This is a genomic window from Pseudoxanthomonas sp. SE1 (genome assembly GCF_029542205.1).
Classification (GTDB): Bacteria; Pseudomonadota; Gammaproteobacteria; order Xanthomonadales; family Xanthomonadaceae; genus Pseudoxanthomonas_A.
The window spans coordinates 2,937,776-2,962,101 of the sequence record NZ_CP113783.1 but is presented as its reverse complement, the minus strand read 5'-3'; the positions used below and the strand labels follow the sequence as shown (position 1 = coordinate 2,962,101).

The 24,326-nt window shown below is 67.7% G+C and carries 24 protein-coding genes and 1 pseudogene; 15 read left to right on the top strand and 10 right to left on the bottom strand.

Translation table 11 applies throughout. From position 1 onward, the window contains the following. Positions 1–66 precede the first annotated feature (66 nt). The 5 genes and pseudogenes from OY559_RS13970 (at position 67) to OY559_RS13950 (ending at position 5,924) form a co-directional block, all read left to right on the top strand. Positions 67–1,710, top strand: coding sequence for a sensor domain-containing diguanylate cyclase (locus OY559_RS13970; protein WP_277726846.1), 1,644 nt, complete (start codon positions 67–69; stop codon positions 1,708–1,710). Positions 1,711–1,853: 143 nt separating this feature from the next. Next, on the top strand, positions 1,854–4,286 hold the full coding sequence (locus OY559_RS13965) for a putative bifunctional diguanylate cyclase/phosphodiesterase (RefSeq protein ID WP_277726845.1): 2,433 nt from the start codon (positions 1,854–1,856) through the stop codon (positions 4,284–4,286). A 40-nt stretch (positions 4,287–4,326) separates the two neighbouring features. Beyond that, positions 4,327–5,046, top strand: coding sequence for a pseudouridine synthase (locus tag OY559_RS13960; RefSeq protein ID WP_277726844.1), 720 nt, complete (start codon positions 4,327–4,329; stop codon positions 5,044–5,046). Between the two features lie 151 nt (positions 5,047–5,197). After that, positions 5,198–5,332, top strand: a pseudogene (locus OY559_RS13955) (diguanylate cyclase); the annotation flags it as partial. A gap of 169 nt (positions 5,333–5,501) precedes the next feature. After that, positions 5,502–5,924, top strand: a complete 423-nt coding sequence (locus OY559_RS13950) for a universal stress protein (protein ID WP_277726843.1) — start codon at positions 5,502–5,504, stop codon at positions 5,922–5,924. Between the two features lie 12 nt (positions 5,925–5,936). On the opposite strand, the gene OY559_RS13945 is transcribed toward OY559_RS13950, so the two are convergent. Further along, positions 5,937–7,010 (bottom strand): DUF1176 domain-containing protein, encoded by a 1,074-nt coding sequence (locus tag OY559_RS13945; protein WP_277726842.1) that lies wholly within the window; start codon positions 7,008–7,010, stop codon positions 5,937–5,939. Further along, a complete protein-coding gene (locus OY559_RS13940) occupies positions 7,007–7,954 on the bottom strand; it encodes a DMT family transporter (RefSeq protein WP_277726841.1) in 948 nt (315 codons plus the stop codon). Before OY559_RS13940 ends, OY559_RS13945 begins: the two co-directional genes overlap by 4 nt. A gap of 101 nt (positions 7,955–8,055) precedes the next feature. Here OY559_RS13940 and OY559_RS13935 point away from each other — a divergent pair, with 101 nt between their 5' ends. Together OY559_RS13935 and OY559_RS13930 are read left to right on the top strand one after the other, a co-directional pair. Continuing rightward, the gene (locus OY559_RS13935; RefSeq protein WP_277726840.1) at positions 8,056–8,703 is read left to right on the top strand and encodes a Pr6Pr family membrane protein; all 648 of its coding nucleotides are present in this window, start codon (positions 8,056–8,058) and stop codon (positions 8,701–8,703) included. Positions 8,704–8,907: 204 nt separating this feature from the next. Then, positions 8,908–10,212: an MFS transporter gene (locus OY559_RS13930; protein WP_277726839.1), complete on the top strand. Its 1,305-nt coding sequence runs from the start codon at positions 8,908–8,910 to the stop codon at positions 10,210–10,212. Between the two features lie 76 nt (positions 10,213–10,288). Here OY559_RS13930 and OY559_RS13925 read toward each other — a convergent pair whose 3' ends face one another. Beyond that, positions 10,289–11,107 (bottom strand): DUF72 domain-containing protein, encoded by an 819-nt coding sequence (locus OY559_RS13925; RefSeq protein WP_277726837.1) that lies wholly within the window; start codon positions 11,105–11,107, stop codon positions 10,289–10,291. Between the two features lie 72 nt (positions 11,108–11,179). Between OY559_RS13925 and rraA the strand changes: the two genes are divergently transcribed. Then, positions 11,180–11,656 (top strand): ribonuclease E activity regulator RraA, encoded by a 477-nt coding sequence (rraA, locus tag OY559_RS13920; protein ID WP_277726836.1) that lies wholly within the window; start codon positions 11,180–11,182, stop codon positions 11,654–11,656. A 245-nt stretch (positions 11,657–11,901) separates the two neighbouring features. Here rraA and OY559_RS13915 read toward each other — a convergent pair whose 3' ends face one another. Beyond that, on the bottom strand, positions 11,902–13,719 hold the full coding sequence (locus tag OY559_RS13915) for a DUF885 domain-containing protein (RefSeq protein WP_277726835.1): 1,818 nt from the start codon (positions 13,717–13,719) through the stop codon (positions 11,902–11,904). A 114-nt stretch (positions 13,720–13,833) separates the two neighbouring features. On the opposite strand from OY559_RS13915, the gene OY559_RS13910 reads away from it, so the two are divergent. Together OY559_RS13910 and OY559_RS13905 are read left to right on the top strand one after the other, a co-directional pair. Then, the gene (locus OY559_RS13910; protein WP_277726834.1) at positions 13,834–14,184 is read left to right on the top strand and encodes a GFA family protein; all 351 of its coding nucleotides are present in this window, start codon (positions 13,834–13,836) and stop codon (positions 14,182–14,184) included. Positions 14,185–14,292: 108 nt separating this feature from the next. Beyond that, positions 14,293–15,177, top strand: a complete 885-nt coding sequence (locus tag OY559_RS13905) for a DUF2785 domain-containing protein (RefSeq protein ID WP_277726833.1) — start codon at positions 14,293–14,295, stop codon at positions 15,175–15,177. 15 nt (positions 15,178–15,192) lie between these two features. On the opposite strand, the gene OY559_RS13900 is transcribed toward OY559_RS13905, so the two are convergent. Continuing rightward, positions 15,193–16,128 carry a LysR substrate-binding domain-containing protein gene (locus OY559_RS13900; protein ID WP_277726832.1) on the bottom strand — a complete coding sequence of 312 codons (936 nt, stop codon included), beginning with the start codon at positions 16,126–16,128 and terminating at the stop codon, positions 15,193–15,195. Between the two features lie 106 nt (positions 16,129–16,234). Here OY559_RS13900 and OY559_RS13895 point away from each other — a divergent pair, with 106 nt between their 5' ends. Together OY559_RS13895 and OY559_RS13890 are read left to right on the top strand one after the other, a co-directional pair. After that, positions 16,235–17,128 carry a DMT family transporter gene (locus OY559_RS13895; RefSeq protein ID WP_277730013.1) on the top strand — a complete coding sequence of 298 codons (894 nt, stop codon included), beginning with the start codon at positions 16,235–16,237 and terminating at the stop codon, positions 17,126–17,128. After that, complete coding sequence (locus OY559_RS13890) at positions 17,125–17,340, top strand: cyclase (RefSeq protein WP_277726831.1); 216 nt, start codon at positions 17,125–17,127, stop codon at positions 17,338–17,340. The genes OY559_RS13895 and OY559_RS13890 overlap by 4 nt, the downstream gene beginning before the upstream one ends. Here the strand turns inward: OY559_RS13890 and OY559_RS13885 are convergent. The 3 genes from OY559_RS13885 to OY559_RS13875 form a co-directional block, all read right to left on the bottom strand. Further along, positions 17,337–18,740 (bottom strand): DUF2867 domain-containing protein, encoded by a 1,404-nt coding sequence (locus OY559_RS13885; protein ID WP_277726830.1) that lies wholly within the window; start codon positions 18,738–18,740, stop codon positions 17,337–17,339. The two genes, OY559_RS13890 and OY559_RS13885, sit on opposite strands and share 4 nt — an antisense overlap. 27 nt (positions 18,741–18,767) lie before the next feature. After that, a complete protein-coding gene (locus OY559_RS13880; protein WP_267793243.1) occupies positions 18,768–19,115 on the bottom strand; it encodes a metalloregulator ArsR/SmtB family transcription factor in 348 nt (115 codons plus the stop codon). Positions 19,116–19,219: 104 nt separating this feature from the next. Continuing rightward, positions 19,220–20,128: a peptidylprolyl isomerase gene (locus OY559_RS13875; RefSeq protein ID WP_277726829.1), complete on the bottom strand. Its 909-nt coding sequence runs from the start codon at positions 20,126–20,128 to the stop codon at positions 19,220–19,222. 132 nt (positions 20,129–20,260) lie between these two features. On the opposite strand from OY559_RS13875, the gene OY559_RS13870 reads away from it, so the two are divergent. Together OY559_RS13870 and OY559_RS13865 are read left to right on the top strand one after the other, a co-directional pair. After that, a complete protein-coding gene (locus OY559_RS13870; protein WP_277726828.1) occupies positions 20,261–20,626 on the top strand; it encodes a PadR family transcriptional regulator in 366 nt (121 codons plus the stop codon). Then, a complete protein-coding gene (locus OY559_RS13865; RefSeq protein ID WP_277726827.1) occupies positions 20,623–21,540 on the top strand; it encodes a sensor domain-containing protein in 918 nt (305 codons plus the stop codon). The genes OY559_RS13870 and OY559_RS13865 overlap by 4 nt, the downstream gene beginning before the upstream one ends. A 134-nt stretch (positions 21,541–21,674) precedes the next feature. Here OY559_RS13865 and phaZ read toward each other — a convergent pair whose 3' ends face one another. Next, positions 21,675–22,922, bottom strand: a complete 1,248-nt coding sequence (gene phaZ / locus OY559_RS13860) for a polyhydroxyalkanoate depolymerase (protein WP_277726826.1) — start codon at positions 22,920–22,922, stop codon at positions 21,675–21,677. 79 nt (positions 22,923–23,001) lie between these two features. Further along, positions 23,002–23,610, bottom strand: a complete 609-nt coding sequence (locus OY559_RS13855) for a class I SAM-dependent DNA methyltransferase (protein WP_277730012.1) — start codon at positions 23,608–23,610, stop codon at positions 23,002–23,004. A gap of 331 nt (positions 23,611–23,941) precedes the next feature. Between OY559_RS13855 and OY559_RS13850 the strand changes: the two genes are divergently transcribed. Next, positions 23,942–24,310, top strand: a complete 369-nt coding sequence (locus OY559_RS13850) for a CopD family protein (RefSeq protein ID WP_277730011.1) — start codon at positions 23,942–23,944, stop codon at positions 24,308–24,310. Positions 24,311–24,326: the final 16 nt, after the last annotated feature.

Below are 24,326 nucleotides of genomic sequence, written 5' to 3'. Positions count from 1 at the left end.
GTTGCATTTCGTAGACGCAAGCCAGCGCACCGGTAGTCGGGAGGGCGGCGACGTACCGGAGTGTTCGTGAGGGAGAACGGGGATCAACGTGGCGGGATCGCAGGGTGGCTGTTGCTGCTCGTCGCGTTGTCGTGCCCGGTCCAGGCGGCGCCGGAACCCGGCCGCGACTACCTGGTCACCGGGGCGCCGACCTCCGAGCAGGCGCCGCAGCGCCACTGCACGGCCGCGATGCAGGCGGGGCTCACGGAGCGGGTCGAGATCCCCGCTCCACCGGAAGGGTGGTCGGGTGCCCCGCAGGCCATCAACGTGTTCAACATCTTCGCGGGCGAGGTGCGGGTGCACCACGGAGACCGTGAGGTATGCGGACGCATGCACGACGCCCGCACGCGCGATTCCCGGTTCCGTGCAGGCGTGGGCATGGTGGTGGTGCCCCCGGCGGGCAACCGGGACCCCATCGAGGTGGCGTGGGCCAAACCGCTGAAGCCCGGCTGGATCCCCACGGTCCGCATTGGCGCGCCCAGCCCGGTCCAGCAGGTCGACACGGCACGCCTGCTGGTGCGGACGGCATGCGTGGCCATCGCCATCGCGTTGGCCTTCATGGCGCTGATGGGTTTCCTGAGTACGCGCGACCGCGTCTTCCTGGGCTACGCCCTGCTGTGTGCGCTCAGTGTGCTGGGGCAGGCGGTGCTCAGTGGCCTGAGCGGCTACCCCGAACCCTGGCTGCCCATCGGCAATGGTGAATCCCGATGGCTGGTCGCATTTTCCTGCCTGGGCCTGCCGACGCTGCTGTACGCGATGTGGCTGCTCGTCGGTGGCGCGCGCGCCTGGCCCGGCACGCGTCGCTGGTTGCCGTGGCTTACGGCAGGCCTCTGCGCCACGAGCGTGGCCGCGGGGTGGTTGTCGCAGGAAGGCCTGTCGCGGTTGGCGACAGGCATTGACCAGGGCTTCGCTGCCGGCTGCGTCGCCATCCTGGTGCTGGGGCTGTATTTCCTGCGTGGCCAGCGCGCCGATGCCATCGCGGCGATCGCGGCCGTCACGCCGTTCCTGGCGATGGCGGCGATGGACGTGGTCGACAGCCATCTGCTGATCGAATACCGCGTGGAAGCGATCCAGTTGTCGATCACGTGGTTCCTGACCGTCAGCGCCTACGTGTTGAACCTGCGCCTGGGCCAGTTGCGCCGCCAGCGCGACGAGATGCGTGCCCTGGCCGACACCGATGAGCTCACCGGACTCCCGAACCGCCGCGCCGGCCTGAAGCGGCTGGAACAGCACATGCGCGACGCCCGCGCAGGTGCGGGGCCGCTGGCCGTGGGTTTCCTCGACATCGACCTGTTCAAGCGCATCAACGATGTGCATGGGCATGCGGTCGGCGACCGCGTGCTGGTGGCGGTGGCGGCCCACCTGACCTCGATGGTGCGCGATCCCGCGGATGTGATCCGGATGGGCGGCGAGGAATTCCTGGTGCTGCTGCCCGGCATTGGCGGCGCGACCGCGCGCACGCGCCTGGAAACGATGCGCACGCAGGTGCACGCGACGGGCACCGGGCTGGGCATCGATGGCCTGCAGGTGACCGCCAGCATCGGCCTGGCCACGCTCGAGCCGGAAGACATCGACGCGGCATCGCTGCTGCGCCGGGCCGACGAGGCGATGTACCGGGCCAAGCGGGCCGGGCGCGACCAGGTGGTCGACGCCGGGGCCGCCCCCGGATGACGACAACTGACGCGGGACGACCATTTGTCGGCCGTCCGTGTCGAATGCTGACCCAGCCCTCAAGGGTCGCAGGGCCGGGCCGATGAACGACGGTGGAGGCCCACGCGAACGCCTTCCATCGCGCGGGCCAACAGGAGTGACATGTGGACAACAGGGAAGCATCCGTAGCCGGCGGGACCGCCGGCGATGACCGCAACCGGGGCCTGCAGCGGCGGCTCCCGGCCCGGGTCGCGGCGCTCATCGTCCTGTCCGCGCTGGGCGCGCTGTTGATCGCTGCCGTGCTTGAAACGCAGGCGGGCGCCACCGCCTACATCATCGGTGAGAGCCATTGGTCCAAGGCGCAGCAGCGTGCCGTGCACAGCCTGTACCGCTATGCCAGCCATGCGCAGCCCGCCGATCTGGCGGATGCGCGGGTCGCCCTGCGTGTGCCACTGGGTGACCGTGCGGGCAGGCTGGCGCTCGAGCGTTCGCCCGTGGACCTGGAGGCCGCCCGCCAGGGGTTCCTGCAGGGCGGGAACGCGCCGGAGGACATCGGCCGCCTGATCTGGATGTACCGCATGCTGGGCAAGGCCCCGTACTTCCGCGAATCGGTGCGCCTGTGGCGCGAGGCGGAAGTCGAGATCCTGCATCTGGTCGCGCTCGCCGACGAGCTCGAGGCGCGTGCGCCAGGCGCCACGCGCGACGGCGCGAGCGTCCGTGCCTACCAGCACCGGCTGATGGGCATCGATGCGCGCGTGCGCCCGAAGGAACTGGCGTTCTCGCGCTCGCTGGCGGAGGGCGCGCATTTCATGCGGCGCGTCCTGCTTGGGCTCAGCGCGGTGGCGTTCCTGGCGCTCTGCGCGTACGCGCTGCATGTCATGCGCAGTACGCTGCGCCGCGTGCGCGAGACCGAAAGCGAATTCCGCATGGCGTTCCACCAGTCCGCGGTGGGCATGCTCAAGCTGGACCGCGATGGGCGTTTCACCCGGGCGAACGACGCGCTGGCGAAGATCCTCGGCATGCCGCTGCATGACATCCGCCTGCTGCACCTGTCCGATGTGCTGCATGCCGACGACCTGCGGTGCGACGCCCGTGGCGCCATCGACTGGGCCCACATGCTCGAACCGGGCGAGCGCCGCCTCGTGCGCCGTGATGGCGACGTGCGCTGGGTGCGCTGGACGGCCTCGGTGGTGGCGTCGCGCGCGCGCAGCGCGGAGCGGGTGTTCGTGCTGGTGGAAGATGTGTCCGAAGCGCATGAGCTCGCCTGCGAGATCGCGCACCAGGCCAGCCACGATGACCTCACCGGCCTGATCAACCGGCGCGAGATCGCCCGTCGGCTGGGGAGCGTGCTTGGACAGGCGCATGGATGCGATGGGCGGCACACGCTCTGCTACATCGACCTGGACCAGTTCAAGCTGGTCAACGACACCTGCGGGCACGAGGCGGGCGACCGCTTCCTGTGCCATTTCGCCAGCCGGGTGGCGGCGCAGCTGCGTCGTGAAGACTGGCTGGGACGCCTGGGCGGCGATGAGTTCGCCGTGCTGCTGCACGACACCACGCTGGAGGAGGCGGAAGCCGCGATGGCGCGCATCCATGCGGCGCTGGGCGAGTCGTCGTTCCAGTGGAATGGCCGCACGTTCGGCCTGAACTGCAGTATCGGCGTGGCCGAGATCAATGATGCGGCGGTGGACGTGGACTGGCTGCTGCGCGCGGCCGATGCCGCGTGCTACGTGGCCAAGGAAGAAGGGCGCAACCGCATCCGCTGCTATCGCGATTCCGATCCCAGTCTCTCGCGTCGTCGCCATGAACTGGAATGGGTGGCGCACACGCAGCTTGCGATCGCGGAAGATCGCCTGTTGCTCTACGCACAGCAGATCGTCGCGCTGGATGGCAGCCAGCGCCTGCAGTACGAAGTGCTGGTGCGCCTGCGTGATCGCGAAGGCCGGCTGCATGCGCCGGGGGTTTTCCTGCCGGCGATGGAGCGCTACGGGCAGGGCATGGCGGTGGACTGTTTCGTGGTCGATGCGGTCTGCCGGCATTTCGCGCTGCATCCCGCGCAGTTGGCGCGCGTGGATCTGTGCCACCTGAACGTGTCCGCGCAGTCCATCGCCGACCCCGCCTTCCTTGAGTACGTGAACCTGCTGCTGGACCGGCAGCCGGGCGTCGCGACGCGGTTGTGCTTCGAGATCACCGAGACCGCCGTGATCGCCAACATGGATGATGCCTGTCGCTTCATCGATGCGATGCGCACGCGCGGCTGCCGGATCGCACTGGACGATTTCGGCAGCGGTCTGTCTTCGTTCGCCTATCTCAGGCGGTTGCCGGTGGACATCCTCAAGATCGATGGCGCGTTCATCCGCGACCTCGCGCGCGGCGAGGCCGACCTGGCGCTGGTGCGATCGATGAGCCAGATGGGCCAGGCGCTGGGCAAGATCACCATTGCCGAATGGGTCGAAAGCGACGCGGTGATGGCGCAGCTGCGTGAGGTAGGCATCGGGCTTGTGCAGGGCTACGCCGTCCATGTGCCGTGTCCGCTCCAGGACCTGATGGCGGCATGGGAGTCCGTTCCTGTCCCCGCTCACGCGGAACCGGCCTGAAGCCGGCGACGGCGGGCGCGCGATCCCGGATAATGCCGGCATGACCGTCCGCCTCAACAAGCACATCGCCGATACCGGCTTCTGTTCCCGCCGCGAGGCCGACCGCCTGATCGCGGAGCGCCGCGTAACCGTCAACGGCATCGCCGCCGGCGTCGGGGCGGTGGTGGGCGAGGGCGACGAGGTGCGCGTGGATGGCCAGTCGCTGAAGGCGCGCGCCGCCAGGGCCGGCAAGCGCAAGCATGTCTACATCGTGCTCAACAAGCCGGTCGGCGTGACCTGCACCACCGAATCTTCGGTGAAGGACAACATCGTCGACTTCATCGGCCACGAGCAGCGGATCTTCCCGATCGGGCGTCTCGACAAGGATTCGGAAGGCCTGATCCTGCTGACCAGCAATGGCGACATCGTCAACCAGATCCTGCGCGCGGAGAACCGCCACGAGAAGGAGTACCTGGTGGCGGTCAACAAGCCGGTGACGGACGAGTTCCTGCGCGGCATGGCGCGTGGCGTGCGCGTGCACGGGCAGATGACGCTGCCGTGCCGGACCGGCCGCATCGCGAAGTTCGGCTTCCGCATCACGCTGACCCAGGGCCTGAATCGGCAGATCCGCCTGATGGCCGCGGCTTTCGACTATCGCGTCACCCAGTTGCGCCGGGTGCGGATCGACAACGTGAAGCTGGGCGACCTGAAGCCTGGCCGCTGGCGCAACCTCACCGATCAGGAACTGCGTGGCCTGCTGCCGCAGCAGGAGACCTGGTGACGCATGGCGTGATCGTCGTCGCGAGGCGACGACCTTGGGTGCGCGCGAACATCGGCATGCTGCTCTGATATCCCTGTCCCCTGCCGGCATGAGCCTGCCGCCGGGCATTCGCGGCTGCGCTGGAGCCGCGATGCGCAAGGCCGAAGAGCCGGGTGAACCGCTGGCGGTGGCGATGCTGGACGTGGACCACTTCAAGACGATCAACGACCTGCATGGCCACGATGAAGGCGACCGCGTACTCGTGGCGCTGGCGGACATGCTGAAGTCCCGGTCGGCCGGACGTGGACTGGCTCCGCCATGGCGGCCGATCACGCCCTGCATGAGGCCAAGCGCGGCGGGCGCGACCAGGTTGGTGGCGGCCTGAGTTGATCGGGATCAATGCGCGCCGCGACGGACTGACGCATGCTGTCTCCATCGGCGGCGCAGCGGGCGCCCGCCCCATGCGGAGAACGACGATGAAGATCCTGTTGGCCGTGGATGGAAGCGAGATCGGCCTGGCGGCCGTGCGGCACCTGGTGGAGCTGAGCAAGTCGTTGGCCGACCTGCCTGCCGTGACCCTGCTGTATGTCGATCCGCCGCTGCTGCGCTCGGTCGCGCTGGAACTCGGCAGCGATGGCGTGGAGCGTTACCACGCAGAGAACGGCGCCTACGCGATGAAGAAGGCGCGCATCGCGCTCAAGCGCGCGCAATTGCCCTTCGTGGAGAAGATCGTGGTGGGCGAGCCGGCCGAGAGCATCGTCAAGCAGGCCAAATCCGGCAAGGCGGATCTGATCGTGATGGGCACCCACGGCCGCGGCGCGCTGAAGCAGTTGCTGGTCGGTTCGGTGGCGCTGAAGGTCATCGCCACCAGTCCGGTGCCAGTGGTGGTCGCGCGCTGAGTCGCGCACGGTTCAATCGCTGCGGGTGCGCCAGAGGGCGGGCCAGTCACCCGGATTCCCGCCGCGGCACCATCCCAGGCGGTGGTAGCCCTGCAGGCGGAAGTCGCGCCCGTCGAAGGTCCAGGCCGCGCTCTCGCCGCAGTCGGCAAGGCCCCGGCCTTTGGCGAAATGGAACAGCCGGCCCTGGCCGAACCCGATACTGGTGAATGCGTCGATCACCCGCGGGGCGCCTTCATCCTGCACGGGCACCGTCAACCGTACGCGGGCGGGCACGCCAGCACCGTCGCGCCGCAGGCGGAACAGCAGACTGGATGACTGGTAGGCGCCGCGCCAGCACTCCAGGGCGACGAGGGCTTCGTCGTCGTCCAGGGCATGGGCCTCGTCATGGGCGGTGTCCGGTTCGACGAAGCAGTCCTCGCGCTGTACTTCGTCCGCTGCCTGCAACCGTACCCGCGTGACCAGGCGGCGTGTTTCCGCCTCGTCCAGCAGCGGTGCGACCACGGCACGGATGGGCGCAGGCACCGCCGGCGCGGCGGGCACGCGCGCGGCCGGCAGCGGGCCGCGCCGGAGCAAGGCCGTCGTCGTGCCCAACCGGCCCTGGGTTTCATCGATCAGCAGCAGGGCGGCCGACAAGCCGGCGAGCGAGGCGGTGGGAGCCTCCTCGCCGGTGCCGGCCTGCAGTCGTGCGCCATGGCGGACCGCATCGAGGAACGTGCGTACCTGCGCGCCGTCGTGCCCGATGCGTTGCACGCCTTCGTCGGTGGTGGTCGCTGGCTGCAGCAGCGCCGCAACGGCGAACGGCTCGCCGTCCAGGCGCAGGTCGCGTGCGGATACCGGTGCCTCCGATTCCAGCGACAGCACCGGTTCGCCCGCGGGGCCCGCGTCGACCACCAGCCGCAGGATGAGCTGCGGATACGCCTCTTGCATGCCGATTGCTTCGCAACGCGCGGTGTTGTCGCAGGCCACCACCCAATCCTTCATTTCGCGGTACACGGGCATGGCCGCGGAGGCGGTGGACGCCATCGACAGCGCGAGGAGGGCCGCGGCGAAGGGCAGGCGCAGGCTGTGGACGTGCGATGTCTTCATTCGACGATGTTCTTGGCTTCAGACGTGCCCAGCACTTCCGGGTGTTCGATGCGCTTCGGTCGCTGCGCGAGCGGATGCAGGAACACCGCCGCCAGGATGATGCCCACGCCCAGGTAGAACAGCGGCGTGAGTTCGCGCTGTTCGCCCAGCAGCACGATCGCCAGCAGGATGGCGTAGACGGGTTCGAGGTTGGTCACCAGCTGCACGCCGTACGCGCTGAGATGCTTCAGCGCGACCAGCGACAACGCGAACGGCAGCAGCGTGCAGGCCAGCGACAGCACCAGCAGCAGGGCGCCGTCGCGCAGGCCGGGCAGCACGAACAGGTCGCCGGCGAACGCCGGGAACAGCATCGGCATCACCGGCGCGAGCAGGGTCAGCAGGAGCGTGCCCGCGCCGAGTTCCAGGCCGGTGATCGTCAGCGGTTCGCCATGGTCGATCAGACGCTTGTTGAGCGGACCGAACAGCGCCACCAGCAGCGCCGACAGCGCACCCACCAGCACGCCCAGCCGCATGCCGTCGGGAATCCCTCCGACCACCAGCGCCACGCCCGGCAGGACGGTCACGCCGAAGAGCAGTTCGCGCCAGGAGAACGGCCGGCGCGTCAGCCAGGGCTCGATCACCGAGGTGAAGGCCGGCGCCAGCGCGATGCAGGTCACCGCCACGGACGCGTTCGACAACTTGATGGCGCCATAGAACGTCAGCCAGTGCAGCGCCACGATCAGGCCGATGCCGCAGTAGGCGAGGATCAACTTCGCCGGCATCGCACGCAGGCCGCGCCACACGCGCGGCAGGAAAGCGAGGGCGACCACCACGATCAGCATGCGCCACCACACCAGCGGCAGCGCGGACAGGCTGATCAGCTTGCCCAGGATGGGCGTGAAGCCCCACAGCAGCACGCACAGGTGGATCTGCAACTGGGCCTTGGCGGTCGGTGTCATCGGCATGCGTGCATTGTCGCCGAAGCGCCGCGCGGCTGGCGATGGGACCACTCCCGACCGGGCGCTCGCCGTGGCAAGCTGGCAGGACCGCGGATCGAGGATGACCGATGTCGCACACATACCTTCCCGTCGTGCCCCGCACGTTCGCGGCTCTTGTGGGGCTGCTCGCCCTGGCGGCGCTGGTGCTGCAATACGTCCTGATCCTGCAGCTGACCCGCGACAATGTCGGCGTGGTCCTGGGCACGGTGCGATTCGTCACCTACTTCACCATCCTCAGCAACATCGCGGTGGCGCTGGTCGCCTTCTCCGCGGCGACGGGGCAGTCGGGCTTCTTCGGACAGGCCCGCGTGCGCGGCGCAGTCGCGCTCTACATCGGCGTCACCGGGAGCATCTACTTCTTCATCCTGCGCCACCTGTGGCAACCGCAGGGTGCGCAGTGGTGGGCCGACACCGGCCTGCACTACGCGGTGCCGCTGGCGTACTGGGCGTGGTGGCTGACCTGCGCGCCGCATGGGGCGCTGCGCTGGCGCGACGTGGCGGGATGGCTGCTGTTCCCGCTGGCCTATGTGGTCTGGGTATTCGTGCGCGGCGCTTGGCTGGGCGAATACCCGTATCCCTTCATCGATGTCGGCCAGCTGGGCTGGGGGAAGGTGGCTATCAATGCAGTGGGCGTCATGGCGGTGTTCGTGGTGCTGGGGTTGGTCATCGTGGGGGTGGATCGCGTGCTCGGTCGTCGCCGTGCATCCTCCCTGTAGGAGCGACGTGAGTCGCGACCGCACGTTGTCCGATCAGGTGAAGCTGCATCGTCCGCGGTCCGTCGGTTCGCCGATGTCTACGGACGCGTTGGGGGCACGGTCGCGACTCACGTCGCTCCTACAGGGGGGCGAGGGCGCTGGACGCATGTCGGTCGGCATGCGATGTTCGCGCGCCTCGACCGTGCCGAGATCCAGGACGCCTGCATGACCGCCACCACCGCATCGCCTCCGATACCGCGGCCCTTCGATCGCCGCGACGCGAAGACCCTCGGCCTGTCGGCGCTGGGCGGCGCGCTGGAGTTCTACGACTTCGTCGTGTTCGTGTTCTTCGCCAAGGTGTTGGGCGCGTTGTTCTTTCCGCCGGACACGGCGCCGTGGCTCGCGCAGCTGCAGGTCTACGGCATCTTCGCCGCTGGCTACGTGGCGCGGCCGCTGGGCGGCATCGTGATGGCGCACTTCGGCGACAGGCTCGGGCGCAAGCGCATGTTCACGCTCAGCGTCTTCATGATGTCCGTGCCTACTTTGCTGATCGGGCTGTTGCCGACGCACGCGCAGGCAGGCGCGCTGGCGCCGTTGCTGTTGCTGGCGATGCGCGTCGTGCAGGGCATCGCGGTGGGAGGCGAAGTGCCCGGGGCCTGGGTGTTCGTGGCCGAACACGTGCCGGGCAGCCGCGTCGGCATCGCCTGCGCGACGCTGACGGCCGGACTCACTGCCGGCATCCTGATCGGTTCGCTGCTGGCCGCTTGGATCAACGCCCACTACAGCGCCGCGGAGGTGCAGGCCTGGGTGTGGCGCGTGCCATTCCTGCTGGGCGGCGTGTTCGGCTTCATCGCCGTGTGGCTGCGTCGCTGGCTTGAGGAGACGCCGGTGTTCGTCGAGATGCGCGCGCGCAGACAACTCGCGCGGCAGCTGCCGGTGCAGCAGGTGCTCGCCGCGCACCGTCCGGCGGTGATCCTGTCGATGCTGGCCTCGTGGCAGTTGACCGCCGCCATCGTGGTGATCGTGCTGCTGACGCCGACACTGGTGCAGACCAGCTTCGGCATTGCGCCCGCCGTGGCATTCCAGGGCAACAGCCTGGCGACGCTGGCGCTGGTGTTCGGTTGCCTGCTCGCGGGCTGGGCGGTGGACCGCATCGGCGTGGGGCGCGCGCTGCTGGTCGGATCGCTGGGGTTGGGCGCGGCTGCGTACGCCCTCTACGGCGCGCTGGTGGCGGGCCATCAGGCGGAGTTCGTGGCCTGGTACGCGCTGGCCGGTTTCTGCTGCGGCGTGGTGGGCGTCACGCCGGCGTTGATGGTGGCCGCATTCCCGCCCGAGGTGCGCTTCTCCGGACTGTCGTTCTCGTACAACGTGGCGTACGCGGTGTTCGGCGGGCTGACGCCGCCCCTGATCGCCTGGCTGTCGAAGGCGTGGGGCCCGCTGGCGCCGGCGCACTATGTCGCGTTCACCTGCCTGGTCGGCGTCGGCGTGGCGCTGTGGTGGCTCCGGCGGCCCTTGAACCCCTCTCTGTAGGAGCGCCCTTGGGCGCGATGCTTCTTTGCTAGGTGGGCATCAAAAACAAGAAGAGCATCGCGCCCAAGCGGCGCTCCTACAGGCGGCGGATCAGTTCCATGGCTGCGGCAGGATTGCGTTCCTTCGCGCTGCTGATGAAGTACACGAACACATCGCGCCGCGGCATCACGGACGCCGGCTTGCCCACGTGCGGCAGGTCGGCGATGTCTTCGCCGCGCGACCAGGCGCGAGCGCGTTCGGCCCACTGCGCCAGTGCCTTCGGCGGATACCCGGTCTCGATCGGCTGCGAGCGCATCAGGCGTGCGTAGACGAAGTCCGCGGTGAGGTCGGCGAAAGAGGGATAGTCGGCGGAATCGGTGAAGACCGTGGCGACCTGGTGGCGACGCGCCAGTTCGATGAAGTCCGCGTCCACCGCGCCGGGATCGCGGACCTCCAGTGCGTGCCGCAGCGGGCGGCCGTCGACCTCGCGAGGCAGCAGCGCCAGGAAAGCATCGAGTTCGTCCGCGTCGACGCGTCGTCCCGCTTCGAACTGCCAGACCAGTGGACCGAGCTTGGCGCCGAGTTCGGCGATGCCGCCCACGAAATCCTCCACCTGCGCCTGCGTCGATGCCAGCGAGCGCGACTGCATGATGCGCTTCGGTGCCTTGGCCGAGAACACGAAGCCATCCGGTGCCTGGTCGCGCCAGCTGGCGTAGGTCGCCGGCTTCTGTGCGCCGTAGTAGGTACCGTTGATTTCGATGGCGGTCAGTTGGCGGCTGGCGTATTCAAGTTCGCGCCGCTGCACCAGACCGTCGGGATAGAAGTTCTTGCGCCATGGCGCGAAGGTCCAGCCGCCGATGCCGACGCGGATGCCGTCGGCGGGAACGGGAGGCGGGGAAGCGAAGAGGTCATCCATGCGCGAAGCATAGCCCGCTGTGCGTCGCGCCCGCGTTACCATGCGGTCAAGCCGCGCCCTCGGAGATGCCGCATGTCCTGGACCACGCCCGACCTCTGCGACCAGTTCCCCGACGTGCGGGTCGCCGAGCCGGTGTTCCGCGGCTATGGCGGACGCGTCGCCTTCGCCGGGCCCGCGGTGACGGTGAAGTGCTTCGAAGACAACTCGCGCGTGCGCGAGCTGGCGGCCACGCCAGGCGAGGGGCGCGTCATGGTGGTCGATGGCGGCGGCTCGCTGCGGCGTGCGCTGCTGGGCGACCAGATCGCGGCCAATGCGGTGAAGCACGGCTGGTCCGGCTTCCTGATCTTCGGTTGCGTGCGCGATGTCGACGCCCTGGCGGCGTTGCCGCTCGGCGTGCAGGCGCTGGCTTCCCACCCGATGAAGACCGAGAAGCGTGGTCTGGGCGACGTGGACGTGCCGGTGGCGTTCGCCGGCATGTCGATCACGCCGGGCGACTGGATCTATGCCGATGCCAACGGCGTGATCGTGGCGAAGGCGCGGCTTTTGTAGGAGCGCCCCATGGGCGCGATGCTCTTCGATCGATGAAGCAAGAGCATCGCGGGCATGGCCCGCTCCTACAAAGGCGTGGTCACGTTGGCCTTACTTGATCGGTTCGTCCAGCATCCGCCAACGGCGTAATCGTGGCGGAGGCGCGGCTTTTGTAGGAGCGCCCCATGGGCGCGATGCTTTTCGATCGATGAAGCAAGAGCATCGCGGGCATGGCCCGCTCCTACAAAGACGCCGTGCCGCCGGTCTTACTTGATCGACTCGTCCAGCATCAACTGGCGGACGAAGCGCACCGGCGGCGCGCCGTACGACAGTACCTGGTCGTGGTAGGCCTTCAGGTTGAACTGCGCGCCCTGCTTGGCTTCGGCGGCCTTGCGCATGTCGAAGTGCTCCTGCACGCCGACGAAGTACGTCGGCAGCTGCGCGGAGGTCAGCTGCGCGCGCGTCCACTTGCCGGCGGCTTCGCGCTCCTGCTGGAAGGTCTGGCGCACCATCAGGTCCATCGCCTGCTCGCGCGTCCAGCCATCCACCTGCACGCCCTGGTCGAGGATCGCATTGGCGATCGTGCGCAGGTAGAACTTCATCTGCACCAGGTGGAACAGCGGATCGTTGTCGAGGTAGCCGGCGTCGGACATCATCTTCTCGGTGTAGACCGCCCAGCCTTCGGCGAACATGCCCGAGCGCAGCACCGCGCGCAGCGTCGACGGGAACTTGGCCGAGTGCCAGCCTTCCAGGTAGTGGCCCGGCGTGCCCTCGTGGACGCTCAGCAGGTGGATCATCCGGCTGTTGTATTCGCGCAGGAAGGAATCGACCTGCGTCTGATCCCAGTCTTCCGGAATCGGCGAGACCGCGTAGAACGTCTTCAGGTGCTTGTCGAGCGGGCCGGGCGAATCGCAGTACGCCACCGCCACGCCGCGCTGGAACTCCGGCATCTCGATGATCTCCACCGGCGCATCCGGCAGCGTGACCAGGTCATGCTTGCGCACGAATTCGGTGGCCTGCGCCAGCGCCGCTTCCGCATCCGGCACCACCTTGTCGCGTGCCGGGCGCTCGGCATAGGCCAGCTCGAGCGCGGCCTCGATCGCCTTCTGTTGTTCGTCGGCGGTGGGCGTTTCCGGCAGGGCGGGCGCACCGGGCTTGTCCTTCAGCACGGTGCGGGCGATGCCGTACATCTCTTCGCGCACGCGCTTGAGCTCACCCTCGGCGCGCTGCTTGATGTCGGCACGCGACAGCGACGACAGCAGCGCGAACTGCAGCTTCTGGTCGTACAGCGCCTGGCCGATGCGGAAGTCGCCCTTCGCATTCGGCACCAGCGTCTTGTCCAGCCAGGCCTGGTGTTCGGCGACGGCCTTCTTCAGCGTGTCGATGGCGGCCTGCGCCTGCGCGCGGTCGGCTTCCGGCAGGTCCTTGAGGTTCGGTGTGATGAAGGTATCCACGATGCTCAGGATGCCGGCGTTCTGCCTGGCGACGGTTTCGGCATGCACCTTGGGCACGCGCGCCGGGTCGAGGTTCTCGCGTGCCTGCGCCAGCAGCGCCGGGATCTTCTGCATGCGCGCGGTGGCGGACTTCAGGCGCTCGGGCAGCGGTGCGAACTCGCGCGCCATCAGGCCGTAGATCGCGCCGCCGGCGACGTTGTTGTAGACCTGCGGGTCCCAGGCCCAGCTCTGCAGCGTTTCGGCGGTCCAGATGTCGTACTGCAGCTGGTTGCGCAGGATGGCGGCGTCGACCTGGTTTTCGCGCGACAGCGCGGCGATGTCGGTCGCATCCAGCTCGGCCAGGATCTTCTTGCTGAAGTCCAGGCCTTTCTGCCTGCCGCCGGCGCTCAGGTCGTCGAGTTCGCCGTCGTACTTGTGCTCGCCGATCTGGGTGGCGCTGACGGGCGAGAGCTGCAGCCAGCCCTCAAGCGCGCGCTTGGAAAGATCGGCGAAGGCGGCATCGGCCCTGGCGGTGTCGGCGGTCGCGGTCGCGGTGTCGGCACCGGCACCGGGGGCGGCGGTGGGGGCTTCGCCCTTCTGGCAGGCGGTCATCGAAGCCAGCAGGGCGGCGGCGAGCAGGGTCTTGCGCATGGGAATCCTGTTGCGATGCGGTGTGGGTCAGGGTGCACAGGATAGGCCGGAGGTCATGCCCACGCCCATGCCATTCGATATACGCTGGCGTACCGGACGACGGAGAACCGTGACATGAAGCACGAAGGGAGCTGCCATTGCGGCCGCATCGCATTCGAGGTCGAGGGCGACATCTCGGAGGTCATCGACTGCAACTGTTCGCTGTGCCGGCGGCGAGGCGGCCTGTTGTGGTTCGCACCGCGTGAAGCGCTGGTGCTGAAGACACCGGAATCCGATCTGTCCACCTACACCTTCAACAAGCACCACATCCAGCATCGCTTCTGCGCGACCTGTGGCATCGCGCCGTTGGGTGAGGCAGCGCATCCGGCGACAGGTGCACAGATGGCGGCCATCAACGTTCGCTGCCTGCCCGATGTGGACCTTTCCGCGTTGAAGGTCATCCCCTTCGATGGCGCCAGCGCCTGATCATGGCGCGAACGGGGTAGTTCACCTGCACTGCTGTTTTCCGCGTTGTCGCAAGCATGCAGGATGGGTCGTGAAGTCGGGCGATGGCACGAGGTCGAGGAGATGACGATGCGTTCATGGGCATGGCTGGCGTGGGCGGGGATGCTGCTGTCGTGGTCGGCGCAGGCGGCCTGTCCGCCCGAGGGCACGGACAGGGGTTCGTTGCAGTTGCTTCGGGAACAGAAATTCGCCGTGCCTGACGACGTGCGTGCTGCCCTGGCGACCGGGCTGCCGGCATGCCTGGCCGATCCCGATCCTGCCTTGCGCGATGGCGTGGCCTACGAAGGCCTCAGCACATGGCTGCGTGCGGGACAGTTGGACGTGGAACAACGCCGTGCCTTGCGCGACCGCCTGTACGCGATGCTGGGCGAGGACGCCGCCGCGGGATTCGGCCCGCCTTTCGCAGCGCTGGTGTTGTCGGAGGTTGCGCGCACCGACCGCATCGCGCCCTGGATGTCGGCCGATGAACGCGCCGACATGGTCGCGCGTGCTGCCGCCTATCTGGCGTCGGTGCGCGACTATCGTGGCTTCGATGCGGTCGAGGGCTGGCGGCATGGCGTCGCGCATGGGGCGGACTGGCTGCTGCAACTGGTGCTCAATGAGCAGGTGGATCGCGCGCAGGTGGACGTGTTGCTGCAGGCCGTGGCGGAACAGGCCGTGCCGGAAAGCGCGCACGCCTATGTCTTCGGCGAGCCGGGGCGGCTCGCGCGGCCGGTGTTGTATGCCGCCAGGCGTGGCCTGTTGGACGAAGGGGCGTGGACGCGCTGGTTCGGCGCGCTGCCGCCAAGGCTGGGTGTCCCGAAGCAGGCCTATGCCGACAGTGTCTGGCTCGCGCGACGTCATGATCTGATGACGTTCCTGATGAGCGTCCACCTGGAGGCCGACCAGTCCGCGGACCCCAACATCCGTGCGCTGAAGCCGGCCGTGGTGCAGGCGCTCAAAACCGTGCCCTGAGGGCGCGCGTACGGGTCAGCTACCGCGGCGTCCCAGGAAGTCGTCCGGCATCGGTGGCAGGGGCGTGCGCTCGTCGCGCGCTTCTTCCTTCAGCCAGTCGATGAATACCTGCGCGGCGGCACTTGGTGGTCTGTGCGCCGGGTGCACGGCGTAATACGCGAAGCGCGCCTTCAGGGCAGGGCCGGGCAGGCGCACCAGTTCGTAGCGTTGCAGATACGGTTGCGCGATGTGGTGGCGCGCAAGCGCGGCCCCCACGCCGTACACGGCGGCGCGCATTGCGTCGGTGCTGTCGTTGAAGCTGTGCATGGCGGGAAGTCGCAGACCGCGTACACCCGCAGCACGGAACCAGTCGCGCCAGCCCTGCAGCGCCAGGTCGGTGACCAGCGGCAACTGCGCGATCTGGCGAGGCTCCCGAACGGCCTCGATCCCGGGCAACGCGGGCGACGCCACCGGAAACAACTCGTCGTCCATCAGATGGTGCGCGGTCAGGCCCTGCCAGTGGCCGGGCCCGTGGCGGATGCCCAGTTCCGGCCCCTCGTCATCGAACCGCGTCAACGCGATACCGGTATCGACATGCAGCCGGATGTGCGGATGGCGCGCGCAGAAGCGAGGCACTCGTGGCAGCAGCCAGCAGTAGGCCAGCGAGTGCAGCGTGGTGAGGCGCAGCGTGGTGGTCTTGCCGGCCAGTTGCAGATGCGAAGCCACCGCATCGATATCGCCCAATGCCGCGTTGGCCGCATCCGCCAGCTGCCGGCCTTCGGCGGTGAGCTTCACGCCACGGGCGTGGCGCTGGAACAGCACCACGCCCAGCAGCGCCTCCAGCTTGCGCACGTGGTGGCTGACGGCGCTGGCGGTGAGGTGCAGTTCGTCGGCCGCGTGGGCGAAGTTCTGGTGGCGCGCGGCGGCGGCGAACACACCAAGGGCAGGCAGCAGGGCGGGACGCAGGCTCATGGTGGCTCCAGGCACAAGCCAGATTTGTGGCTTGGCCGTATCGTACGCGCTTGTGGGGACCGTACGTTCGGCCAGAATGGGGGCAGGCACGAACGAGGGCATGGCGATGACGCAGGGAAACGCAGCGGTGGGAACGCTTCCCGAGGTGGCCCAGCGCGACTGGCGCACGCCGCTGGAACTGCTGGCCCTGGGCGCGATCTGGGGCAGCTCGTTCCTGTTCATGCGGATCGCGGCCAACCCGTTCGGGCCGTTCGCGCTGGTGGAAGTGCGGCTGGCGCTGGGCGCGCTGGTGCTGCTGCCGTTCCTGTGGCGCGAGCGTGCGCATTTCAGCGCCGGCATGTGGCCGAAGCTGGCCCTGATCGGCGCGATCAACTCTGCGATTCCCTTCCTGTTGTTCGCCTGGGCCGCACAACGTTCGCCGGCCGCGATCGGTGCGATCTGCAATGCGATGACCGTGTTGTTCGCGGCACTGGTGGGGTTCCTGTTCTTCGGGCAGACGATCGGGTTGCGGCGGTCGCTTGCGCTGCTGGTGGGGTTCGTCGGCGTGGTCGTGCTGGCCACCAGCAAGGCGGGAGGCCTGAGCGTGGGCGGTGCCGTCGTTGCGGGTTCCACCGCGGCGCTGCTCTACGGCGTGGGGGTCAACCTGGTGCGCAGGCATCTGGCAGGGATTCCTCCCGCCGCGGCGGCAGCCGCCACGCTGGGGTGTGCAGCCGTGCTCGTGCTTCCGTTCGCGGCCACGCACTGGCCCACGGCGTCGATCAGCATCGGCGCCTGGAGTGCCGCGATCGCCATCGGTGTGGTCTGCACGGGTTACGCGTTCCTGCTGTATTACCGCCTGATCCACCGCATCGGACCCGCACGCGCTTCGACGGTGACCTACCTGGTCCCGCTGTTCGGCGCCGCCTTCGCTTGGCTGTTCCTGGGTGAGCCGGTCACGCCCGCGATGCTGGCGGCCGGTGCCTTGATCCTGGGCAGCGTGGCGGCGAGCCAGCGCGCATGAGCGAGAACCGCGTGGTGTTCGATTTCGAGATCGATTTCAGCAACGGCGGCGGCCTGCAAGGCCAGGATTTCCGCCTGGACATCGACGGCGACACCATCGCCGACGATGCGTTGGCGGACTACATCGTCCGTGACCTGCGTCTGTTGATGGTGGGCAGTGTGCGCATCCGCAACAAGCGCATCGTCGAGGAAGCGCACAAGCGCACGGTCTAGGCGAAGACGCCTTGTGCCAGTGCCGACGGAGCATGCTGGCGCATCAGGTGGTCCGCGGCCATCCTCAGCATGGCCGGCGAGACATAGCGATGGTGGACGCCATCGATCGCCGCCATGTAGAGCCGGCCAAAAGCATTGCGGCATTGCACGCGCGTGCCCAGTGTGATGTCCACGCTGTCTTCGTTGATCTGCACGCCCACGCACGAACGGAACACCAGGTGGCGGTCGTCCGCGCCCAGCAGCACCTGCGCGCGCTTGCCGTCCGCGGCGACCTGCTGGCCCAGCACGGGATATCGGCCCGCGAATAGCGGTTCGCGCGATGGTGAGAGCAGCGAGGACACCGGGCACCCGAGCGGTGATGTGCGCAGACGCAACGGCCGCACCAGCGCGTTGCGCAGGCGCATGAGCTGGGTCACACCGGTCGGGCGACGGGTGAGGAAACCTTCCAGCACATCGGCCAGCAGTACGCTGGCCTGCGCATGCCTGCCGATGTCGCCGCGCAGCCGCAGGCGGAACGTGTCCTGGTGATGATGTCGCGGCAGGTGCTCTCGCAACAACGAGCCGGCGGGTGGCGTGGACAGGGCTTCCACCGGCGGGCGGTGCCGCACCACGAATCCCAGACTGCCGCACCACGTCGACAGCATCGCGCGGACACGGCCCGCATGGCGACGCACCGCGGCACACAGGCGCTGCTGCCAGCTGCCCGGCGGTGCGTGCAACGACAGGCGCGTGGTCGGGATGGACGTGGCATCCAGCGGATGCCGGGACAGCCAGCCTTGTACGGTTGCCGGCAGGGTTTCGGTCAGGGTGGCGAGCGTGGCGTTGCCGGCAAGCACGTCCTCTCGCAGGGGTTTCTTCTCCAGGCCACCGAGTTCGTCGGTATGGCATGACAGCGCGAACAGGACCGGATGCCGGCTGTCTGTCTGCAACGGCGCGAACTGATGCCACGTACCGCCGCCGAAGCGCACGGTGAACAGGCAGTCCGCTGGAAGATCCACGTGGTGCAGGGCGGCGATGAAGTGGGCGGGATCCTGCGCGAGCTGCGCATCCGATGCAGTGGAGAAACGCAGCCGTGCCCCCGCACTGCCGGTGACGGCGGTAAAGACGCGATGGCCAGCGTGCCGATGGAACGGATGGCCGCCACTGCCCACCGCGAAGGTGTAGAGCGCCGAGCGCTCACCCTGTTCGAAGGCGGGCGACGCCACGCGGGCGGACGGCTCGTCCAGTTCGTCCACGAAACCCGGGTGCGCACGCTGGCGCATGCTGGCCTCGGCGTGCAAGTGGTCACCCGCTCCATGGCCAAGTTGCGACAGCAGGATCACTTCGACGGGAAGGCCGCCGCAATACGAAGGAATACGGGCGGTGGGAAATCCGGGGACGGCATCGGCAGGGTGGCTCATCGTGCGTTCCTGGCAAAGAGGTGGAAGTCAGCGGGGTTTGGCGGGGGCGGGCTTGCGCGCAGTGACCGCCTGCTTGGCCCGCTGTCGCGACTCGCGTTTCAGCGGCCCCGCCGTGGGGCATACCTCGAAGGCGAAACCGGTCAGTGTGTTGACCAGGTTGTCGGGCGTGAGCCGGTAATAGATGAACTGTCCGCGGCGTTCGCTGGCAACCAGGCCTGCGGCCTCCAGCACCGAAAGATGGCGGGAAATGGCCGGCGCGCTCATCGCGAAGCGCGCGCCGATCTCGCCGGCCGTCAGCTCCTGCGCGGACAGGTACGCCAGGATTTCACGACGCGGGCGCGAGGCGAGGGCGTCGAAGATGCGGTCGGTGGCCATAGGTACTTAGATAATTAACGTATTTGCTAAATATCAAGCCGTCAGGCCGCGCTGTCAAGCATCGCCGCTGTGCGGTGATGCATAGGGCTGCTACGGGTTCCGGATCAGGGTGCGGGCGGTGTCCTGACGGGCAGCGGCACGTTGCAAAGATCGATGTGGCCTGCGGGCTGCACGTACCAGCCATCGCGGCGATTGCGGCGAGCTTCGGTGGCGGCAGCAAAGGTTTTCGAGTCGGTGCGCAGCACCTGCAGCGGCATGCGCTCGCTCTCCGGCACTTCACTGGCCAGGCGGATGGCGGTGATCGGCGTGCGTTCTTCCGCCTTCTCGTAGAAACCCATGGGCTCCGGCCCGCGCGGAATCGCGCTGAGCAGTTCCATGCCCTTCACCACGCGGCCCACCAGCGTGATGTTGCGGTCCAGCTGGCGCGGCGACTGCCCGGTGACCACATACAGTTCGCTGCCGTTGCTGCTGTCGGGCGGGCCGCCGCGGCCGGCACCCAGCGCGCCATAGCAGTGCGCCAGCCAGGCATCGCCGGTTTTCGGATCGCGCGCGGCGGGAAACCCGTCCACGAAGCCGACTTCCGGGGCCCATCCATCCACGTCCGGCAGCCGGGTGAAGGTCAGGCCGGTTGCCGTGCGCGCGAACTCGGCCGGCAGCTTCGTCTTCGCGGTGCCCAGCGACTTGGCTTTTGACGTGTCCTCCGCATCGGCATCGCCGAACTGCACCACGAAGTTGTCGTGCGAGCGGTAGATGCCCAGGCCGTTCCAGAAGCCCTCGCGCGCCAGCGTGCGGATGTTGGCGACGTGCTCCGGCGCGAACGCGGGGGCCAGTTCGATCACCACGCGGCCGCCGGGCACGTCCATGTACAACGTGTTGGCCGGCTCCAGCGTGCGCCAGTCGGCATCAGGCGACGCGTCGAGGATCTCCTTCGCACTGGGATGCTTCGGCGGTTCCTCGGCATGCGCGGCGGGAAGGGCGAGCAGGTAGGCGAGCAGCAGCGGCGTCAGGCGCATGGCGGATCCGAGTCGGAAGATGGACCGATTGTAGGGAGGCCGCCGGTCCCAGTGACTACTGGCACATTCGCTATATCAAACTTCGTAATAGCATCGTCTACAACCTAGCGGGAGTGCCGCGGAGGGGGAGCCATGAGTGAGCCCTATATCCAACTGAAGAAGTTCCAGAAAGAACTGAGCGCAGGCACCGTGTCGCTGGCCTTGCTGGCAGTGCTGGCCCGGGCCGGTGAACCGTTGTACGGATACCTGATCGCCAAGCAGCTGGAGCGCGTCGGCGACGGCGTGCTCAGCGGCAAGCAAAGCGCGCTTTACCCGGTGCTGCGCAACCTGGAGGGCGGCGGATTGCTGGACAGCTTCGTCGAGCCGTCCGTTGCGGGCCCGCCACGCCGCTACTACCGCATCACAGAGCCAGGGCGGCTGACCCTGCAGTCCTGGATCGCCGCCTGGCGCGCCACCCGTGATTCCGTCGATTCCGTGCTTGAGGGGATTCCTGCATGAACACCACCACTGCCCCGGGCAGCCTGCCCACCACCATCCCCGAATACCTGGACCAGTTGCGCGCCGCGTTGTCGGGCGCCGACAAGGCCATGGTCCAGGATGCCCTGTACGACGCGGAGGAGTACCTGCGCTCGGAAATGGCGGAGAACCCCGGCAAGTCGGAAGCCGAGGTGATCGCATCGGTCGCCGGCAGCTACGGCGCGCCGGAGGAAGTCGCCGACATCTACAGGGAGACCGAAGTCACCGTCGCCAAGGCCTTGCGTCCACCGGTACCGCCGAAGCGCAAGTCGCTGCTGGGCCGCTTCTTCGGTGTCGCCGCCGATGCCCGCACCTACGGCGCGCTGTTCTACATGCTGCTGTCGCTGGCCACCGGCACGTTCTACTTCACCTGGGTCGTGACCGGCGCCAGCCTGTCAGCCGGCCTGCTGATCCTGATCGTCGGCATCCCGCTGCTGCTGCTGTTCCTGATGTCGGTGCGGTTGCTGTCGCTGGTCGAGGGCCGGATGGTGGAAGTGCTGCTCGGCGAGCGCATGCCGCGTCGTCCGCTGTACACCCAGCGCGACAAGCCGTGGATGACGCGCTTGAAGGAACTCTTCACCGACGGTCGCACCTGGACGGCGATGCTGTACCTGCTGCTGATGCACCCGCTCGGCATCCTGTACTTCTCGGTCGCCATCACGTTGCTGGCGTTGTCGCTGGGCTTCATCGCAGCCCCCGTAGCGTACTTTCTGCCCTTCGACTACGTCATGAACTTCGGCGAATGGAACCTGGTCACGGAAGCGCCATGGCTGCTGCCGCTGGTCTCCGTCTTCGGCATCGTCCTGTTGTTCGCCACGCTGCACCTGGCGCGTTTTGTCGGTGTCTTCCATGGCTGGCTGGCCAAGCACCTGCTGGTGCGTACGCCGGTGGTGTGAGGGATCGATGTGGGAGCGACGTGAGTCGCGAACGAAAAGGCCGCCTGTGAGGGCGGCCTTTTCTACTGTCGGCATGGATGCGCCGATCCCTCAAAAGCTTCGCGACTGACGTCGCTCCCACAGGACGCGTCGATTCAGCCTGCGTACTTCGCGATGAAGTCGCGCACCTGCGGATACACCTTTTCGCGCCAGCGGCGGCCGCTGAAGATGCCGTAATGACCGGCGCCCTCGACCGTCAGGTGCTTGTGGTGCGCCTTCGCGATGCCGGTGCACAGGTCATGCGCGGCAGCGGTCTGGCCCTGGCCGGAGATGTCGTCGAGTTCGCCCTCGATGCTCATCAGTGCGGTCTTCTTGATCGCGGCCGGCTTCACCAGTTCGCCATTGACCGTCCATTCGCCGCGCGGCAGCAGGAACTCCTGGAACACGGTGCGGATGGTGTCCAGGTAATACTCGGCCGGCATGTCGAGGACGGCGTTGTATTCGTCATAGAACTTGCGATGCGATTCGGCGTCCTGCAGATCGCCCTTCACCAGATCCGCATAGAAATCCCAGTGCGACATGAAATGGCGGCTGGGGTTCATCGCAAGGAACCCGGCATGCTGCAGGAAGCCGGGATACACGCGACGGCCTTCGCCGGGGTAGGGCACGGGGACCGCGTGGATGACATTGTTCTCAAACCACGACAGCGGGTTGCGCGTGGCCAGGCTGTTCACTTCGGTGGGGCTGCGGCGCGCGTCGATCGGGCCGCCCATCATCACCAGCGAACGCGGCGTGGCTTCGCCGCGCGCCGCCATCAGCGACACCGCCGCGAGTACCGGCACGGTGGGTTGGCAGACACTGATGACGTGGAGTTTCTCTGCGCCGATGTGGCGGATGAACTCCTCCACGTAGGCGACATAGTCGTCGAGGCTGAAGGGGCCCTCCGACGCGGGCACCATGCGCGCGTCCACCCAGTCGGTCACGTAGACCTTGTGGTTGCGCAGCAGGGTGTGCACGGTGTCGCGCAACAGTGTGGCGTGGTGGCCCGACAGCGGCGCCACCACCAGCACCACCGGGTCGTCCTTCAGCAGGGCGATGGTGTCGGCGTCGTCGGTGTAGCGTTTGAAGCGGAGCAGGCGGCAGAACGGCTTCTTCACCGCCTCCAGTTCCACCACGGGGACCGTGCGGCCATGCGCCTCGACTTCGCGGATCTCCCACGCCGGCTTTTCGTAATCCTTGCCGATGCGGTGGACGAGTTCATTGCCGGCCGCGATGCGCTCGGCCCCCGGCACGTTGGAGAGCCAGCTTGTCGGTGTGGAAAACATCCGTGCGTTGGCTTCGGCCATGTAGGCCAGCGGCGCCATCCATGCGCGTCCGAGTTCGTGCAGTTGGTACAAGGTCATGGCTGTCCGGAATCCCGCTTTTGGTGCACGGTGCTGCGCCGCAGCATACCGCAAAGCCGGTACCGCCGCGCACGCCTGTTCAGGTTATCGGCCGGAAATCCGCCGCCTCCAGCACCGCGACATCGCCCGCCAGGCGCGGGCCCAGCCAGCAATGGTTGCCGATCGACTGGAAACCCAGTCCATCGAACGCTTCCCGGTACCACGCCGCCTTGCGCGGCTGGAATCCCTCGTGGTCGCCTTCGAATTCGTCCTCCTTTGCGAAGGTTTCAAGGAAGGCGACACCGGCGCACAGTTCAGCCAACCCCGGTAGCCCGCGCTTCAGTTCGCGGGTCGGTACGTAGTGCAGTACATCCGAGCACACCAGCAGGTCGACCGGCTCGCAGGGACGCAGGTACTGGAAATCCTCGAAGCGCGCGTAGTGCAGGTTGCGGGTGCGCCCGAAGCGGCGGATCGCGTACTCGCTGCTGTCGAAACCCAGGTACTGCAGTTTCGGCCGCAGTTTCAACAATGGCGCACGCCACGCGCCTTCACCACAGCCGACGTCCAGCACCGTGCGGATGGGACGTTCCAGGTGGTACTCGGCCACCGCCACGGCCATCGCCACCTTGCGCGCCAGCCGCGGCGCGCCACCGATGTCGCCGTCGCGGTACCAGCGCTGGAAGTAATCGGCGTCGTAGTGCTTGGTCATCGGGATGTACAGGAAGAGGGAGGCAGAAGGTTGTTGCTCGTCATCCCAGCGGTTTTCAACAGCCGAATGGCTGGTCAAGCCGGGATCCATCGCGCGTTGCCGCGCAGCGCGATGGCGGAATCGAGATGGGCTCCAGCTTACGCTGGAACGACGGGCTCGTGGCCTCTTCTTCGAGCGGGGGCGTCGTGGCATTCCATTGCGTTGGACAGTCCTTGCAGCGGTAGCGGAGAATCCCGCATCACCCTTTCGATGCGATGGAGCGGCCAGCGTGGACAAAGCCAGCCTGTACCTCTGGGTCAAGACCTTCCACCTGGTTTTCGTCATCGCCTGGATGGCGACGGTGTTCTACCTGCCGCGCATCCTGGTCAACCTGGCCGAGACGAGCGGACAAGCCGATGTGCAGGCACGCCTGCTGCTGATGGGCCGTCGGTTGTATGGCTTCGGCCACAGCATGTTCGGCATCGCGGTGATCCTGGGCGGCGTGCTGTGGTTCCATTTCGGCATCAGCGGCGGCTGGCTGCATGCCAAGCTCACGCTGGTCGCGCTGATGCTGGTGCACTTCATCGTCACTGGCCGCTGGCTGAAGGGTGCTGCAAAGGGCACGTCGCTGCCTTCGCCGACGGCCCTGCGCTGGTTCAACGAGCTGCCGCTGTTCGGGCTGATCGCGGTGGTGTGGTTGGTGCTGGCGAAGCCGTTCTGAAACGATCGCGCCGGCC